General features: G+C 67.6%; 16 protein-coding genes. 4 read left to right on the top strand and 12 right to left on the bottom strand.

Translation table 11 applies throughout. The features are described 5' to 3' along the window. Nucleotides 1–33: 33 nt before the first annotated feature. The 3 genes from OU996_RS09940 to OU996_RS09950 all read left to right on the top strand — a co-directional run bounded on the left by OU996_RS09940 (nucleotide 34) and on the right by OU996_RS09950 (nucleotide 3129). The gene (locus tag OU996_RS09940) at nucleotides 34–1047 is read left to right on the top strand and encodes a Bug family tripartite tricarboxylate transporter substrate binding protein (protein WP_267585433.1); all 1014 of its coding nucleotides are present in this window, start codon (nucleotides 34–36) and stop codon (nucleotides 1045–1047) included. 117 nt (nucleotides 1048–1164) lie between these two features. Next, nucleotides 1165–1611 (top strand): tripartite tricarboxylate transporter TctB family protein, encoded by a 447-nt coding sequence (locus tag OU996_RS09945; RefSeq protein ID WP_267585434.1) that lies wholly within the window; start codon nucleotides 1165–1167, stop codon nucleotides 1609–1611. A 9-nt stretch (nucleotides 1612–1620) separates the two neighbouring features. After that, complete coding sequence (locus OU996_RS09950; protein ID WP_267585435.1) at nucleotides 1621–3129, top strand: tripartite tricarboxylate transporter permease; 1509 nt, start codon at nucleotides 1621–1623, stop codon at nucleotides 3127–3129. 87 nt (nucleotides 3130–3216) lie between these two features. Here the strand turns inward: OU996_RS09950 and OU996_RS09955 are convergent, their stop codons facing one another. From OU996_RS09955 to OU996_RS09975, 5 genes are all read right to left on the bottom strand, one after another. Further along, complete coding sequence (locus OU996_RS09955) at nucleotides 3217–4176, bottom strand: LysR family transcriptional regulator (protein WP_267585436.1); 960 nt, start codon at nucleotides 4174–4176, stop codon at nucleotides 3217–3219. Between the two features lie 66 nt (nucleotides 4177–4242). Continuing rightward, nucleotides 4243–4788, bottom strand: a complete 546-nt coding sequence (locus tag OU996_RS09960) for a carboxymuconolactone decarboxylase family protein (RefSeq protein ID WP_267585437.1) — start codon at nucleotides 4786–4788, stop codon at nucleotides 4243–4245. An 8-nt stretch (nucleotides 4789–4796) separates the two neighbouring features. Then, on the bottom strand, nucleotides 4797–5819 hold the full coding sequence (locus tag OU996_RS09965; RefSeq protein WP_267585438.1) for a Gfo/Idh/MocA family protein: 1023 nt from the start codon (nucleotides 5817–5819) through the stop codon (nucleotides 4797–4799). A 46-nt stretch (nucleotides 5820–5865) separates the two neighbouring features. Continuing rightward, complete coding sequence (locus tag OU996_RS09970; RefSeq protein WP_267585439.1) at nucleotides 5866–6966, bottom strand: LLM class flavin-dependent oxidoreductase; 1101 nt, start codon at nucleotides 6964–6966, stop codon at nucleotides 5866–5868. Further along, the gene (locus OU996_RS09975; protein ID WP_267585440.1) at nucleotides 6963–7547 is read right to left on the bottom strand and encodes a flavin reductase family protein; all 585 of its coding nucleotides are present in this window, start codon (nucleotides 7545–7547) and stop codon (nucleotides 6963–6965) included. Before OU996_RS09975 ends, OU996_RS09970 begins: the two co-directional genes overlap by 4 nt. Before the next feature lie 77 nt (nucleotides 7548–7624). Here OU996_RS09975 and OU996_RS09980 point away from each other — a divergent pair, with 77 nt between their 5' ends. Beyond that, a complete protein-coding gene (locus OU996_RS09980; RefSeq protein ID WP_267585441.1) occupies nucleotides 7625–8605 on the top strand; it encodes a LysR family transcriptional regulator in 981 nt (326 codons plus the stop codon). Here the strand turns inward: OU996_RS09980 and OU996_RS09985 are convergent. From OU996_RS09985 to OU996_RS10015, 7 genes are all read right to left on the bottom strand, one after another. After that, a complete protein-coding gene (locus tag OU996_RS09985) occupies nucleotides 8581–9048 on the bottom strand; it encodes a cupin domain-containing protein (protein WP_267585442.1) in 468 nt (155 codons plus the stop codon). The two genes, OU996_RS09980 and OU996_RS09985, sit on opposite strands and share 25 nt — an antisense overlap. Nucleotides 9049–9063: 15 nt before the next feature. Then, entirely contained in the window at nucleotides 9064–10158 is a 1095-nt protein-coding gene (locus OU996_RS09990; RefSeq protein WP_267585443.1) for an Ldh family oxidoreductase, read from the bottom strand. Further along, nucleotides 10155–10565, bottom strand: coding sequence for a cupin domain-containing protein (locus OU996_RS09995; protein WP_267585444.1), 411 nt, complete (start codon nucleotides 10563–10565; stop codon nucleotides 10155–10157). Before OU996_RS09995 ends, OU996_RS09990 begins: the two co-directional genes overlap by 4 nt. Before the next feature lie 19 nt (nucleotides 10566–10584). Continuing rightward, entirely contained in the window at nucleotides 10585–11613 is a 1029-nt protein-coding gene (locus OU996_RS10000) for an amidohydrolase family protein (RefSeq protein ID WP_267585445.1), read from the bottom strand. A gap of 9 nt (nucleotides 11614–11622) precedes the next feature. After that, complete coding sequence (locus tag OU996_RS10005) at nucleotides 11623–13152, bottom strand: tripartite tricarboxylate transporter permease (protein ID WP_267585446.1); 1530 nt, start codon at nucleotides 13150–13152, stop codon at nucleotides 11623–11625. 15 nt (nucleotides 13153–13167) lie between these two features. Beyond that, nucleotides 13168–13614, bottom strand: coding sequence for a tripartite tricarboxylate transporter TctB family protein (locus OU996_RS10010; protein ID WP_267585447.1), 447 nt, complete (start codon nucleotides 13612–13614; stop codon nucleotides 13168–13170). A 61-nt stretch (nucleotides 13615–13675) separates the two neighbouring features. Further along, nucleotides 13676–14698 (bottom strand): Bug family tripartite tricarboxylate transporter substrate binding protein, encoded by a 1023-nt coding sequence (locus tag OU996_RS10015; protein WP_267585448.1) that lies wholly within the window; start codon nucleotides 14696–14698, stop codon nucleotides 13676–13678. Nucleotides 14699–14849 lie beyond the last annotated feature (151 nt).

Genomic DNA, 14849 nt, shown 5'->3' on the forward strand with positions numbered 1-14849 from the left:
ACAACGCGGCACCGAGATTCCTGGGAGGGAACGATGATTGCTGCCGTAACCATGAACCGCCGGCGTGCCGGCCTTGCACTGCTCGCGGGGGCGATGCTCGCCCTCGCCCCGCTGGGCGCGCCGGGTGCGCGGGCTCAGTCCGACTACCCGAACCAGCCCATCACCATCATCGTGCCGTTCGCGCCGGGCGGTGCCTCGGACTTCGCGGCCCGGCTGATCCAGCCGCGCCTGTCGCAGATCCTCGGCCAGCAGATCGTCATCGAGAACCGGGATGGGGCGGCCGGCAATGTCGGCATGGACCTCGCCGCCCGGGCCAAGCCCGACGGCTATACGCTTTTCCTCGGCAATGTCGGCACGGTGTCGATCAACCCGTCGCTGTTCTCCAGCCTGCGGGTAAAACCGCTGCAGGACTTCATCCCGATTTCCATCGTCGCCGACACGCCGGGCCTGCTGATCGCCAATCCGAAATTCCCGCCGAACAACGTCAAGGAACTGGTGGAATATGTGAAGGCACGGCCGGGGCAGGTGAACTTCGCCTCTCCCGGCACCGGTTCGGTCAACCGGCTGGAGATGGAGTCCTTCCGCCGCGAGGCGGGGCTCGACATGAACCACGTGCCCTATAAGGGTGGCGCCGGCCCGGCCACCGCCGATGTGATGGGCGGCCATGTCAGCTTGATGTTCGTGACCATCTCCTCCGGCATCAATCATGTGAAGGGCGGACGGCTCAAGGCGCTCGGCGTCTCCACCAAGGAGCGCGTGGCGCAACTGCCGGACGTGCCGACCATGACCGAGCAGGGCTTCCCCAAGAGCGTCTCCTCCTCCTGGCAGGGCCTGCTCGCGCCGGCCGGAACCCCGCAGCCGATCATCGACAAGCTGCACGCCGCCGTGGTGGAGGCGATGAAGGATCCCACCATTCGGGCGCGCATGGCCGAGAACGGCGTGATCGCGGTCTCCAGCCCGACCCCGGCGGACTTCAAGGCCTACATCCAGGCCGATGCTGACAAGTGGAGCGCGGTGATCAAGGAGATCGGCGCCAAGGCCGACTGATCTCACCGCTCGACCGGAAGGGGGCGTGCCCGGCGGGCCGTCCTCTTTCGCCTTTGCTTCCGCGGCCGGCCGCATTGGTTGGCTCCGCGGAACCGGCGTCCTCCATCGGGGTCATCCATGGACATCAAGCTCTCGTCCGACTTTCTCACCGGCCTGCTGTTCTGCGGCCTCGGCGCGCTCGCCATCATCATCGGCTCGGACTACCCGATCGGCACCGCCGCGCGCATGGGCGCCGGCTATTTCCCGCTGATGGTGAGCGGCGGGCTGATCCTGCTCGGCGGCATTCTGCTCGTGCGCTCCTTCGTGACGGAAACCGAGGAGGTGGGCGCCATCGACCTGCGCCCGCTCGTGCTGCTCATCGCCAGCATCCTGCTGTTCGGCCTGCTGATCGAGGACTGGGGCTTCCCCATTGCCGGGTTGGCGGTCGTCATCGGCGCCCGCATCGCCGGGCGGAACTACAAGCCGCTGGAGACCGGCCTGCTCGCCGTCGGGCTGGTCGGCTTCTGCTACCTGCTGTTCGTCTACGGTCTCGGGCTGCATCTGCCCGCGACCCGGCTTTGGTGAGGGCGGGACATGGAACTCTTCAACGAGCTCATTCTCGGCTTCTCGGTCGCGCTGTCCCCGTCCAACCTGCTCTATGGCTTTCTGGGCGTGCTGCTTGGCACCGTCATCGGCGTGCTGCCCGGTCTCGGCCCGGTCGCCACCATCTCGATTCTGCTGCCGGTGACCTTCGCGCTGCCGGCGCCCGCCGCCCTCATCATGCTCGCGGGCATCTATTACGGCGCGCAATATGGCGGCTCGACCACCGCCATTCTGGTCAACCTGCCGGGCGAGAGTTCCTCGGTCGTCACCGCCATCGACGGCTATCAGATGGCGCGCAAGGGGCAGGCGGGCCTCGCGCTGGCCACCGCCGCGCTCTGCTCCTTCATCGCCGGCACGCTGGCGACGCTGGTGATCGCGGTGGCCGCACCGGCACTCGCCGAGGTGGCGCTCGATTTCGGGCCGGCGGACTATTTCTCGCTGATGCTGTTCGGCCTGGTGGCGGCGGTGATCCTCGCCCATGGCTCAGTGGTGAAGGCCATCGGCATGATCCTGGTCGGCATCCTGCTCGGCACCATCGGCATCGACGCCAATACCAGCCTCGAACGCTACACCTTCGGCATTCCCGCCTTTGGCGACGGTATCGACTTCGCGATCATCGCCATGGGCATGTTCGGCATTGGCGAGACCATCTCCAATCTCGGCCAGAGCGAGGGCGGCCGCAGCTTCGTGAAGGACGTGCATGGCCTCTGGCCGCGCTGGGCCGACATCAAGCGCTTCATCCGGCCGGCGCTGCGCGGCACTCTTCTCGGCGGTTGCCTTGGCCTGCTGCCAGGCGGCGGGCCGGTGCTCGCTTCCTTCTCCACCTATGCGCTGGAGAAGAAGCTGTCCAAGACGCCCGGCGAGTTCGGCAAGGGAGCGATCGAGGGCGTCGCCGGCCCCGAGGCCGCCAACAATGCCGCCGCGCAGACCGCCTTCATCCCCATGCTGACACTCGGCCTGCCGTCGAGCGCGGTCATGGCCTTGATGATCGGCGCGCTGATGATGCAGGGCCTCTCGCCCGGACCCCAACTGATGAATCAGCGGCCCGACCTGTTCTGGGGCCTCATCGCCTCGATGTGGCTGGGCAATCTGATGCTGGTGGTGCTCAACCTGCCGCTGGTCGGCATCTGGGTGAAGCTGCTCTCCGTGCCCTATCGCATGCTCTACCCGGCGATCATGCTGTTCTGCTGCATCGGCGTGTACAGCATCAACAACAACGCGCTCGACGTCGTGCTGGCGGCGGTGTTCGGCGCGTTCGGCTATCTGATGAAGCGGCTGCACTGCGAGCCGGCGCCGCTGCTGCTGGGCTTCATCCTCGGCCCGATGATCGAGGAGACGCTGCGGCGGGCGCTGCTGATCTCGCATGGCGATCCCATGGTGTTCCTGCAGCGGCCGATCAGTCTCAGCTTCCTGGTCATGACCGTGTTGCTTCTGGTCATCCTCATCGCGCCGATGATCCGGGTGACCCGCCAGCGCGCCTTCGAGGAGCCCGCCGACTGAGGTCGACGCTCACCTCGACAAAAAGGCCGGGCGATGAGCCCGGCCGTTTCGTTCATGAGGCTACGCGAAGTGAGGTGTGCTTGACCTTCAGGCAACGCCGGCGAGGGCGCGCTGCTGCGGCGGCGCCCAGTGCGGGCCATGGTCGGGCAGCGCGCTGAAGATGCCGCGCTGGGCCAAGGAGTCGATCTCGGCGCGCAGCAGGCCCATCACCGCATGGGCGGCGGTGCTCAGCTTGTCGCCGACATGGGAGAGCATGATGGTGCGGCTGAGATTGACCCCGCCGACGGCGACCCCGGTGAGCTGGCCTTCCTCGATCTCCTTGCGGAAGGCGGAGATCGGCATGATCGAGACGCCGCGCCCGCGCAGCAGCATGCGGCGGATGGCCTCCACCGCGTCGATCTCGCAATCCACTTCGATACAGATGCCATGCGAGGCGAGCTGCTCGTCGACCAAAGCGCGGATGCCGCGCGTGACGAGCATCGGCGTGGAGGCGAGCTCGTCCAGTGTCACCACTGGCGAGACCCCGCGCGACTGGCGCGGCATGACCACGACGATCGGCTCGGTCAACACGGCGGTGAAGCGCAGTGCCCGGTTCGGCGGCGGGTTGGTGAGCAAGGCGAGGTCGACCTGACTGTTCACCAGATCAACCTGCAGCCTGCGGGTGAATTCCTCGACGATGGTGAGGTTGATCGCGGGATAGGCGGAGCTGCACCGCTCGATCAGCCCCGGCGCCAGCAGCGAGGAGAGGGTTGGCGAGATGCCGACGACGACACGGCCGGAGACACCGTCGCCGCCATTGTTCATCTCCTGCCGCGCCCGCGCGACCTCCTGAAGGATGCGGCGGCTGTGCTGCAGGAAACGCCGGCCGGCAAGGGTGAGCTGCACCCCGCGCGGCAGGCGCACCAGCAGGGGGGTGCCGATCTCGGTCTCGATACGCTGGATATGCCGGCTGAGCGCCGGCTGGACGATGCCGAGATCGCGCGAGGCGCGGGTAATGCTGCCGAGTTCGGCAACCCGTACAAAGGCTTCGATGCTGCGCAGTTCCATGGCGTCTTCCTCCATGGGGCGCCCTGTTTTGTTCTGGGTTGCGCCCCCTTGTGAACGCGGATGCGGTTAGGCGGGCGGCGGAACCCGAAACACGCGCAACGCAATCGCGAGCATCGAATAATAGCCTAACAGGCCGGTCAGCTCGATCACGGTGCGCCGACCGAAGCGTGTGACCGCCTCGGCGAAAAGCGCGTCGGGCACGTCCTTGTGCTGATAGATGGCGCTGGCGAAGTCATGCACCAGCGCCGCATCCTCGTCGTCGAAGTCCGGCCGGCGCCCCTCGGCGAGCGCGGCGATCTCCGGCTCGGGGACGCCCGCCTTGCGGGCTTCGCGCGCATGGACGCCGAACTCATAGGCCGCGCCCCAATAGGCCGCGGTGGTCAGGATGGCGAGCTCGGACAGGCGCGGCGGCAGGCCGGTGCGGTAGCGGCAGAAAGCCCCGACCGCCTGCGCGCTCTGCGCCAGCTCGGGGCTCTCGACATAGAGATGGAACGGGGCCGGCACGGCGCCCGCGCGCGGCCGGCCGATCTCCTCGAAGATGCGGCGCTGTTCGGCGTCGAGCTCGGCCGGATCCAGCTCGCGGTAGCGCGGTGAGCGGGTGATGTCGTCCATGGGGCCCCTCACGCGCTGGCCGCGAGCGGCGGCCGGACGGCCTCCACCGCGACCGGGGCATTGCTCGCGACCGACCGGCAGATCGCCTCCAGCACCGCGATGTTGCCGATTTTCTGCTCGTCGGTGAAGACGTAAGGCGCGCCGGTCTCGATTGCGCGGGCGAAGGCTTCGAGATTGGCCCGCACCGTGTCGGTCCACTCGAATTCGCGCACCTCGCGACGGCCATCCTTGTGCTGGATGGTCAGCATGGTTGAGCCTGGCGTGTCGGGATGGGTGTGGTTGCGCGACTCGACCCAGGCCTCGGTGCCGAACACGGTCATGCCGATATAGAGCGGGGTAACGAGGATGGCGTTGAGATAGCCGGTAGCGCCGGACGCGAAGCGCGCATGGACGGACACCACGTCGCCATTCGGACGGTCGGAGACCCGGCCGGAGGTCAACGCATAAACCTCGATGACGGGGCCGAACAGTTCGAGGAAGGCATCGCTGAGGTGGATGCCCATCGCGGTCATGCCGGCGGCCGGTGCGTCCACCGGGGAGGCGCGCCAGTCGGTCTTCGGCACGGCGGCGAGCTTGTCATGGCTGAAGTTGGCCTCGGCATGCAGGATTGTGCCGAGCGCGCCGGACTGCACCAGACGCTTGATCTCCAGCATGGCTGGCTCGTAGCGCCGCTCATGGCCGATGCCGAGCATGACCCCGGCGGCCCGGCAGGCGGCGACCGAGCGCTCGGCGTCGGCGCGGGTCAGCGCCAGCGGCTTCTCGCAGAACACATGCTTGCCGGCACGGGCGACCATCGTCACCTGCGCCGTGTGCAGCGAATGGGGCGTGCACAGGATCACCGCGTCGATCTCCGGGTCGCTCAGCACCGTATCCCAGTCGGTCGTGAGCGGGATGCCATGCTCGGCGGCGAAGGCGGCCTGCGCGTCCGAGGTGTCGATGGCGGCGACGATGCGCAGCTGGTCCGAGTCCGCCATGCGGCGGATCATGTGCTTGCCCCACCAGCCCAGCCCGGCGATTGCGGCGCGGATCATGTTTCCTCCTGCTGCCGCCTGTCCCGGCGGCTGTTGCTTGTCGGTGTCATTCGGCAGCGGCGGAGTGCCGGCCGGCATTCACGGCGGGCATCACCTTCTCGGCCATCAACTCCATGGAGCGGATGGCGAGCGTGCGGTCCGCCCAATCGTGACCGGCATAGAGCAGCGTGCCGAACTCGCCGATCTCATCCTGGAACGCGGCAAGCTCGTCCGCCACCTTGTCCGGCGTGCCCCAGATCACAAGATCGGCCAGCACGCTGTCGACGGTGACCGAACTGTCCGGCGCGGATGGGTCGCGCTTGAACAGATTGGCGCGCCCATTGCCCACCAGCTTGGTCGCCAGCGAATTGTAATAGGCATGGTAGGGGCTGCCCGGCTCGGTGGCGTAGCGCCGGGCGGTGGCCAGATCGTCGGCGACGAAGATGCTCTTGGCGACACGCCAGTTCGCGGGATCCGCCGGACGGCCAGCCTTCTGGCAGCCCTCGACATATTTCGGCCAGTGGGTCTTCACCCAGACCGGCAGCAGGAAATTGGCGGAAATCGGCTCCCAGCCGCGCTGTGCCGCCTCCGTCACGCCCTTGGAGAAGGGGGCGACGGCGGTGATGACGATGGGTGGATGCGGGCGCTGATAGGGCTTGTGCATCAGCCCCTGGCCCAGCGCCGGGATGAAAGTGCGTTCGGTTGTGATCGTCCAGTGCTGGCCCACGCGCTTGTAGGGCGCCTCGTCCGACCAGATGCCAAGAATGTGGTCGATCGCCTCGACGAACATCTCGGTGCGGTTCTTGTCGAGATTGCCGAATACCTCGGCGTCGGAGAGCAGTCCGCCGGGGCTGATGCCCATGATGTAGCGGCCCTGCGCCATGTGATCGAGCATGGCGACCTCGCCGGCGACGCGGGCGGGGTGCTGGTTGGGCAGGTTGATGGTGCCCGAGCCGAGCTTGATCGTCGTCGTCTCGTTGAGCAGCCAGGCGATGAAGATCAGCGAGGAGGTGATGGTCTCCGCGCCGTCGGTGACATGCTCGCCGAAGAACCCCTCGCAGAAGCCCAGCTTCTCGGCGATGAGGCAGAAGTCGCGATCCTCCTGCAGCGTCTCGGTGAGACTGCGGTGCAGCGGGTGGATCGGCATGGTGAAGAAGCCGAGTTTCATGAGGCGCGTTCCCGGTTCGCGGAAGGGGCAGGGACGGGCGTGGCCGCAGGGGAGGCGGCAGTTGACGGCGGGATCGGCAGGACGGCGGGGCTGCACAGCGCCCCCGTCGCGTAGATCAGCGGCTCGCCGTCGCGATGGGCGGCGCGCAGCACCCGGCCGATGAAGATGAGGTGGTCGCCCGCCTCGATGACCTGCTCCGTTCGGCACTCGAAACGCGCGATGGCGCCCTCGATCAGCGGCGAGCCGTGCTCGCCGATGGCGTGCGGTACATCGCCGAACTTGTCGGGATGCGGCGTCGCGAAGTGCCGGCACAGATGGGTCTGGTGGGTGCCGAGTACGTTCACCGCGAAATGGCCGGCGGCGGTGAAGCTGGCCAGCGAGGGGGCCTCGCGCCGCAGGCTCCAGAGCACCAGCGGCGGGTCGAGGGACACTGAGGAGAAGCTGTTGGCGGTGAGGCCCTCAAGCTTCCCCCCAAGCGTTCGGGTGGTGACGATGGTGACCCCCGTGGCGAAGCGGCCCAGCGCCCGCCGAAAGTGCCCGTGATCGTCGCGTGATGCGAAGGTGATGACGTGCTCGCTCATGGGATTGAGCTTAGGGATGCCGCCGTCGCTGTAGAAATGATATGATCTGCTCGCCTCAATCAGGAAAGATGATGGCGATGAGCGAGACCCTGCGCGATGTGCGTCTGTTCGTGGCGACCTATGAGGAGCGCTCTTTTACCGCCGCCGCGACTCGGGAGAACGCGACCCAATCCGGCGTCTCCCAGCATATCCGCAAGATCGAGGACCGCTTCGGCGTGAAGCTGTTCGTGCGTGGCGGCGGCACGGTGCAGCCGACGCCGGCGGGCGAGAACTATTACCGCCACTGCATCGAGCTGCTGCGTCTCAACGAGATGGCCAACCGCTCGCTCGGCCGGTTCGGCGCCGGATTCGACGGCGAGCTGGTGGTCGGTCTGATGCCCACCATGACGCGCTCGGTGCTGGCGCCGGCGCTGGCGCGCTTCGTCGTGGAGCATCCCAATGTGGTGGTGCGTATCGTCGAGGCCTATTCGGCCAATCTGACCCAGCAGATACGGGCGGGCGACCTCGACTTCGCCATCGTGCCGGCCTCGACCGGCATGGTGGGAGTGCGCACGACGCGCTTCGCCTACACGCCCGAGGTGCTGGTCTCCAGTGCCACGGCGGGGCGCGAGCATCTGCACCCGATGCGGCTGGCCGAACTCGGTCCGCTCAAGCTGGTGGTGCCCGGCATGCAGAATGCCCGCCGCGCCAATATCGAGACCTATCTCGCCTCCAATCGCGTCGGCGTCGAGCGGCGCCTCGAGCTCGACGCGATGATGGGCACGCTCGATTTCATCGCCTCCACTGACTGGGTGGCGATCCTGCCCGGCCTGATGATGGCCCCGGAGGTCGACGGCATGGGTCGGCGTCGGCAGGGCACGCAGTCACCCCGCCGTTTTGCGGTCAATCCGATCGCCGATCCGCCGCTCGGCATGGATCTCATGCTGATCGAGCCGGCGCGGCGGCCGCTGCAGCCCGCCGCCGCCGCCTTTCTCGATGTGCTCGGCCAGGAGACGGAGCGGATCGGCCGCGTCTGGGGCCCCCACGCCGGTGTCTATGAGGAAGCCGGCGTGTCGTAGTGCCCGCCGCTCATCGTGCCGTCTGCGGCCTTGCCGGCAATGCCGTGGGTGGTGTCCTTGACCACGAAGAACACCACGTCCTCTTCGGGTAGTGCGACGGTGGAGTGGATCACGCCCGGCGGGAAATAGATCAGCGTGCCCGGCCCGGCGATGCGCTCCGGCTCGCCCTCAATATTCACGCGCAGGCGCCCCTGCACGACATAGTTCCACTGTTCATTGGGATGGGAGTGCGGGCGGGCGCCGGTGCCGCGCGCCTTGCGCATCAATCCGCATTGGGTGCGGATGCCCTCCACCACGCTGCCAATCGCCGTGGAATAGCCCGGCCCGCCTTCAATGGCGGAGAGCGCGTCGAGCTGGAACAGATAGGCGCCGTTGCCGGCCTTGAACGCGCCCTCATTGATGGTGGCGCGGCCCTCGGATGCGGAATTGGCAGAGGCTGGCATGGCGGTCTCCTGCGTTCAGATGCGGCTGGCAAGCGGAGGAATGGCGAGGGCGGCGGCAAGTTCGTCGAGCTGCCGACGCAGCGGCGGGGCGATCGGCACGCCATCCTTCAGGCGGGCCTCCCGCAATGCCGCGCGGCGGTCACCGGGGATGCGCACACCCTCCGTCCCCGGCAGCGGCGTATCGTTGCGCAACTCGTCGAGCTGGCGGCGCATCACCGCGGTGAACGTCTCCAGCGGCATGAAGCGGGCGACATCCAGCGCCAGGATGAAATGGCCGGTATTGGTCTCGGTGCTGGAGTCGGCGTTGAAATCAACCACCCCGCTGCCGAAGGCGGCGCCGTTCAGCGTGCCGGCGAGCAGGCCGAGCATAAGCGCGAGGCCCGAGCCCTTATAGCCGCCAATCGGCAGCAGCATTCCCTCGCTGCTGCGCGCCGGATCGGTGATCGGCGTGCCGTCTTGCTTGCTCACCAGCCAGCCTTCGGGCATCGGCATGCCGTTCAGCGCATGCTTCTTGATCGTGCCGTAGGAAACCACCGTGGTGGCGATGTCGAGCAGCACCGGCGGCGCGTTCTCACCGGCGGGAATGGCGATCGCGAGCGGGTTGGTGCCGAGCAGCGAGGTCGTGCCGCCCCAGGCCGCCATGTGGTTGGAACTCGCCACCACCGAATAGATACCGACCAGCCCCCGCCGGGCGAGCATATCGACGTAAAGCGCGGCGGGGCCGGCATGGTTGGACCGGCGCACGCCCACCCAGGCGACGCCGATCTCGCGCGCGAGATGCGCGGCAGTCTCGGCCGCTCGGCTCATCACCAGATGGCCCATGCCATTGTCGCCATCGACCAGCGCCACGCCCGGCCCGCTGCGCTCCACCTCGATCGCTGGCTGCGGATTGACAGCCCCGCCGCGCAGCCGGCGGACATATTGCGCCAGCCGGAAGATGCCGTGACCGTCGGCGCCGGTGAGATCCGCCTCGACCATCAACTCGGCGACCCGCTCGGCATCGGCCAGCGGCAAGCCGCAGGCGCGCATGGCATCGGCGATCAGACCTCGAAGCGCCGGGGCGGCGAGGGGAGCGCTGGTGGGAGGGAGAGGCTGGGCGAGGGCGTTCATGACTTCTCCCTGGCATGTTCGGAGGCGATGGAACGGGTTTCGCCGGTCGCCGCGATGGTGCGGGTGGCGGCGATGTCCGCATAGGTCCAGAAAATGGCCAGCGGCGCGCTGTCGGAGGCGTTACGGAAACGGTGCGGGACGTCCGGCGGGATCCAGGTCGTGTCGTGCCGCGTCAGTTCATGCGTCACGCCGTCGATCTCGAACACCGCGTCACCCTCGAGTATGATGACGCTTTCCTCGCAATTATGGCTGTGCAGCGGGATGCTGGCTCCGGGCCCGAAGCGGGTGATGCCGTTGAGCAGGCGCTGGGAGCCGATATCGGCGGTGACGAGGCGCACCGTGCGCGCGCCGCCGCCACGCTCGGTGACCGGCAGTTCGCTCGGGCGCAGGATGGCGGGTGTGCTCATGGGCGTCTCCTTCTGCGGCTCACGCATCAGCTGCCGCGCCGGCTGCGGCCTTGATCCCGAACCAGGCCCCGGCGGTGCGCCCGAGGATCGCCTCCTCGGCCGGCCGGTCGAGCCCTGCCGCGCGCACCTGCCGGGCGCCTTCCAGCGTGCCCATGTCGAAAGGGTAGTCCGAGCCGAGCAGCACATGGTCGGCGGCGAACGTGTCGGTGAGGTAGCGCAACGCCGGGCCGAAATGGGTCAGCGTGTCGAAATACAGCCGCCGGATGGAGACCTCGGGGCTCTCCGTGATGAAGCGCCGGCATTCCGGCCGCTCCTTCCAGCCATGGATCATCCGACCGGTCTGGAAGGGCAGGAAGCCGCCGCCATGCACGAGGCAGATGCGCAGGTCCGGGTAGCGTTCCAGCACCCCGCCGAACACCAGCGAGGCGGCGGCGATGGTGGTCTCCAGCGGGTTGCCGATGAGGTTCTTGAGGTAGAACTCCTTCGTGCGGTCCCCCGCGGCCGCCTTCTGCGGGTGAATGAGGATGAAGGCGCCGAGCTCGGCCGCCGTTGCCCAGACCGGCTCCAGCGCGGGATGGTCGAGATTGCGGCCCTCAATATGCGAGCCGATCTGCGCGCCCTTCAGCCCCAGCCGGGTCACGGCGCGTCGCAGTTCGTCCGCCGCACGGGCGGGATCCTGCATCGGCAGCGTGGCGATGCCGAGGAAACGGTCGGGATGGCGTGCCACCAGCTCGGCGATTGCCTCGTTCTGGATCTGGCACAGCGCGCCCGTGAGCGCCGCGTCGCGCTCATAGAGGAAGGTCTGCGGGCAGTTTGACAGCACCTGCAGATCGAAGCCGGCGATGTCCAGATCGGCGAGCCGTCGGTCGAGATCCCAGCCGCCACGCGGAAAAGGCCGCTGGACGATGTCGCCCACGGTCAGCACGCCGCCTTCAGCGTCCACCTCGGTGAGCGTCGGGCCGATCTCAGGCGCCTCGCGGCGCATCCGGGCCATCATCTCCTCGGTGAGGATATGAGCGTGGACGTCGATGACAGGGGAGAAGCTCATGCGCGAACCCTAGTCGGAGGAGTGGGAGAGGGCCTCGCTCACGCCGGCGCGGCGCGCCGCGCGGCGGGCGAGGAAGAAGCCGAAGAGCGGGAGTGCCAGCGAGCCGATCATCATCAGCGTCAGCACGGCGGCGAGCGGGCGCTGCACGAAGATGGCGGCGCTGCCCTCTGACAGCATGAGGCTCTGGCGCAGCGAGCTTTCCATCAGCGGCGCCAGCACCACGGCCAGCACCAGCGGCGCGCGGGGAATGTCGGCCCGGATCATCAGATAGCCGACCATGCCGAAGAACAGGGTCAGCCCGACATTGAACAGGCTGAGGCTGATCGCATAGGCGCCGACCAGCGAGACGATGAGGATGCCCGGCACCAGATAGGAATAGGGAATGCGCAGCACGCTGGCGAAGAGCGGGGCCAGCGGCAAGTTCATCACCAGCAGGATGACATTGCCGATGAACATGGAGGCGATGAGCCCCCAGACGAGGTCGGCCTGTTCGGTCAGCAGCATCGGGCCGGGGCGGATGCCGAGCAGCACCAGCGCCGCCAGCAGCACGGCGGTCGAGGCCGAACCGGGAATCCCCAGCGCCAGCATTGGCACCATCGCGCCATGGGCGGCGGAGTTGTTGGCCGATTCTGCCGCGGCGAGCCCGTCGAGCGCGCCGTGGCCGAAGCGCTCGGGATGCGGACTGACCTTCTTTTCCAGCACATAGGCCATCAGCGCCGCGACCGTTGGCCCCGCGCCGGGCATCAGCCCGACGACGAAGCCAAGCGTGCCGCCGCGCAGCATTGCCATCCGGCATTCCAGCCAGTCGCGGCGGGTGAGCCACATGTCGCGCAGCCGGGTACGCACTGCCTGACTGGCCTGCGTCTGTTCCATCGAGACGAGAATTTCGGCGATGCCGAACACGCCGATGGCGACGGGCAGGAAGTCGATCCCCTCCAGCAGGTCCAGCGAGCCGAAGGTGAGGCGCGAGGTGCCCTGGATCGGGTCGGTGCCGACCAGCGCGATGATGAGCCCCAGCGCCGCCCCGATCATCGCCTTCACCGCCGAGCCGGTTCCGAGACTGGCGGTGGCGGTGATGCCGAGGAGCGCAAGCAGGAAATATTCCGGCGCGGAAAAGCCGAGGGCGAACTCGCTCAGCGCCGGTGTCAGGAAAACCAGAGCCGTCACCGCCCCGATGCCGGCCAGAAAGGAGCCGATCGCGGCGGCGGCGAGCGCCTGTCCAGCGCGCCCCTGTTTCGCGAGCTGGTTGCCATCGACCGCCGTCATCACGCTGGCAGCTTCGCCGGGCACATTGACCAACACCGAAGTGAGCGTGCCGCCATACATGCCGCCATACATGATGCCCGAGAGCATCACGAGGGCGGTGACCGGCTCCAGCCCGAAGGTCACCGGCAGCAGCAGAGCCATGCCGGCGGACGGGCCGATGCCGGGCAGCGCGCCGATAAGCTGGCCGAGCGTGACGCCGATGAAGACGAACAACAGATTCGTGGGTGTCAGCGCCACGGCGAAGCCTTGGGCGAGGGAAGCGAGCGCGTCCATGGGAGCCTCCGAGCTTCAGATGCCGAACGCGCCCGTGGGCAGCGCGATGCCGAGCCAGGCGATGAACACGCCATAGACGAGGCCGGTGATGACCGCCGTGGTGAACAGGCTCGGCAGCAGCGGCCGCCGCTCGATGCCGAGCAGCAGGAACAGGCAGAAGAGCACTCCGGCGACGATGAAGCCGGTCAGCGGAATGAGCAGCACCATCAGCCAGAGCGCGGCCACGAGCCCGCCGACCCGCAGGAGGCCGTGCCGGTCGGGGAAACTATGCGGCTCCGTCTCATCCTGCAGCCAGGTGGCGATGAACAGCGCGATGGATAGCGCGATGCCGATCGCGGCCACCCAGAAGGGAGCAAAGGCCGAGCCCGGCGCGAAGTCCGCCCAGTAGGGCAGGTTCCAGGTTCCGGCGAGCACCACCACCGACAGGGCGAGCAGCGCGACGGCGGCGACGTAATTGGTCATGCGCATGGCGATCCCCCGCGAAAACGAGGCGCGGGCCAGGTCACCCCCGGCCCGCCTCGGTTCACTGCACCGCGGGCTGCTTGGCGAGACCGAGGTCGCGCAGCAAGGCGAGATGCTCGTCATGCAGCTTCTGCATGTAGGGCTTCACCTCGGCAGCGGGGATCATCCGGCTGCGCAGAAAGTTCTCCTTGAGGCTGGTCTGCCATTCCGGGTTGGCCACCAGCTTGGCGATGGCATCGTCCCAGAACTTGACGGTGGCGGCGTCGAGGCCGGGCGGGCCGGCGAGGCCCCAGGCCTGACCCCACACCACGTCATAGCCCTGCTCCCGCGCGGTCGGGATGTCCTTGAGCTCCGGCTCGGTGCGCCGCTCGGTGGCGAGGATGGCGACGATGCGCGCCTTGCCGCTCTTCACCAGCGGCAGCGCCTCGGAGGGCGTAAGCGTCATGAAGTCGACATTGCCGCCGAGGAAGGCGGCTTGCGCCGCGCCGCCGCCGTCGAAGGGCACGTAGTTGAGCTTGATCTTGCCGGCCTTCTCCACGAGGCCTGCCACCATGTGGTCGGTGGAGCCCGACTGAGCGCCGGCGACCTTCACCGAGCGTTCGCGCTGCGCGGCCAGTTCGACCAACTGCTTCATGTCCTTCACCGGCGAGCTCGCCTGGACGACAAGAACGAGATCGCCCTGAATGAACATGCTGATCGGCGTCAGCTTGTCATAGAGCGTCGGCAGACCCTGGGTGATCGGGGTGGTCAGAATGGGCTGGGCGATGCACAGCACGACATTGCGGTCGCCCGTCTTGCCCATCACGAAATTGGCCGCGACCATCCAGGAGCCGCCGGTGCGGTTCTGCACCACCAGCGGGTTGGTGATGATCTTCTGCTCATTCAGGATCTTGGCGGCGCGGCGCATCAGCACGTCCGGCGTGCCGCCAGGGCTGGTGCCGGTGGTGATCTCGATGGGGCCGGTGGGGGCGCCCTGCGCCATCACGCCGGCGGGGGCGAGCAGGGTGGCCGCGCCGAACGTCAGCGCGAAAGCGGCGCGTTTCAGACAAAGGCGAAACGGCCGCGCGATAGATGCGTGGGTCATGTGGCGTTCCTTCCCAGGCTTGTAATGGCACAGCGTCTTTTGACGTCTTGTTCGTTCAGGAGAGGGTGCCGTTACGGAGTTGTCAAGTTATTATGAAATAGATGTATGAAGATACTCATGTCATCTCGACATGTACCAAGTACATATCGGT

Source organism: Ancylobacter sp. SL191, assembly GCF_026625645.1.
Classification (GTDB): Bacteria; Pseudomonadota; Alphaproteobacteria; order Rhizobiales; family Xanthobacteraceae; genus Ancylobacter.

What these genes read in the sequence shown, in the direction of transcription:
- OU996_RS09940 (WP_267585433.1), top strand. Translation starts at nt 34, where the DNA reads ATGATTGCTGCCGTAACCATGAACCGCCGGCGTGCCGGCCTTGCACTG.
- OU996_RS09945 (WP_267585434.1), top strand. Translation starts at nt 1,165, where the DNA reads ATGGACATCAAGCTCTCGTCCGACTTTCTCACCGGCCTGCTGTTCTGC.
- OU996_RS09950 (WP_267585435.1), top strand. Translation starts at nt 1,621, where the DNA reads ATGGAACTCTTCAACGAGCTCATTCTCGGCTTCTCGGTCGCGCTGTCC.
- OU996_RS09955 (WP_267585436.1), bottom strand. Translation starts at nt 4,176, where the DNA reads ATGGAACTGCGCAGCATCGAAGCCTTTGTACGGGTTGCCGAACTCGGC.
- OU996_RS09960 (WP_267585437.1), bottom strand. Translation starts at nt 4,788, where the DNA reads ATGGACGACATCACCCGCTCACCGCGCTACCGCGAGCTGGATCCGGCC.
- OU996_RS09965 (WP_267585438.1), bottom strand. Translation starts at nt 5,819, where the DNA reads ATGATCCGCGCCGCAATCGCCGGGCTGGGCTGGTGGGGCAAGCACATG.
- OU996_RS09970 (WP_267585439.1), bottom strand. Translation starts at nt 6,966, where the DNA reads ATGAAACTCGGCTTCTTCACCATGCCGATCCACCCGCTGCACCGCAGT.
- OU996_RS09975 (WP_267585440.1), bottom strand. Translation starts at nt 7,547, where the DNA reads ATGAGCGAGCACGTCATCACCTTCGCATCACGCGACGATCACGGGCAC.
- OU996_RS09980 (WP_267585441.1), top strand. Translation starts at nt 7,625, where the DNA reads ATGAGCGAGACCCTGCGCGATGTGCGTCTGTTCGTGGCGACCTATGAG.
- OU996_RS09985 (WP_267585442.1), bottom strand. Translation starts at nt 9,048, where the DNA reads ATGCCAGCCTCTGCCAATTCCGCATCCGAGGGCCGCGCCACCATCAAT.
- OU996_RS09990 (WP_267585443.1), bottom strand. Translation starts at nt 10,158, where the DNA reads ATGAACGCCCTCGCCCAGCCTCTCCCTCCCACCAGCGCTCCCCTCGCC.
- OU996_RS09995 (WP_267585444.1), bottom strand. Translation starts at nt 10,565, where the DNA reads ATGAGCACACCCGCCATCCTGCGCCCGAGCGAACTGCCGGTCACCGAG.
- OU996_RS10000 (WP_267585445.1), bottom strand. Translation starts at nt 11,613, where the DNA reads ATGAGCTTCTCCCCTGTCATCGACGTCCACGCTCATATCCTCACCGAG.
- OU996_RS10005 (WP_267585446.1), bottom strand. Translation starts at nt 13,152, where the DNA reads ATGGACGCGCTCGCTTCCCTCGCCCAAGGCTTCGCCGTGGCGCTGACA.
- OU996_RS10010 (WP_267585447.1), bottom strand. Translation starts at nt 13,614, where the DNA reads ATGACCAATTACGTCGCCGCCGTCGCGCTGCTCGCCCTGTCGGTGGTG.
- OU996_RS10015 (WP_267585448.1), bottom strand. Translation starts at nt 14,698, where the DNA reads ATGACCCACGCATCTATCGCGCGGCCGTTTCGCCTTTGTCTGAAACGC.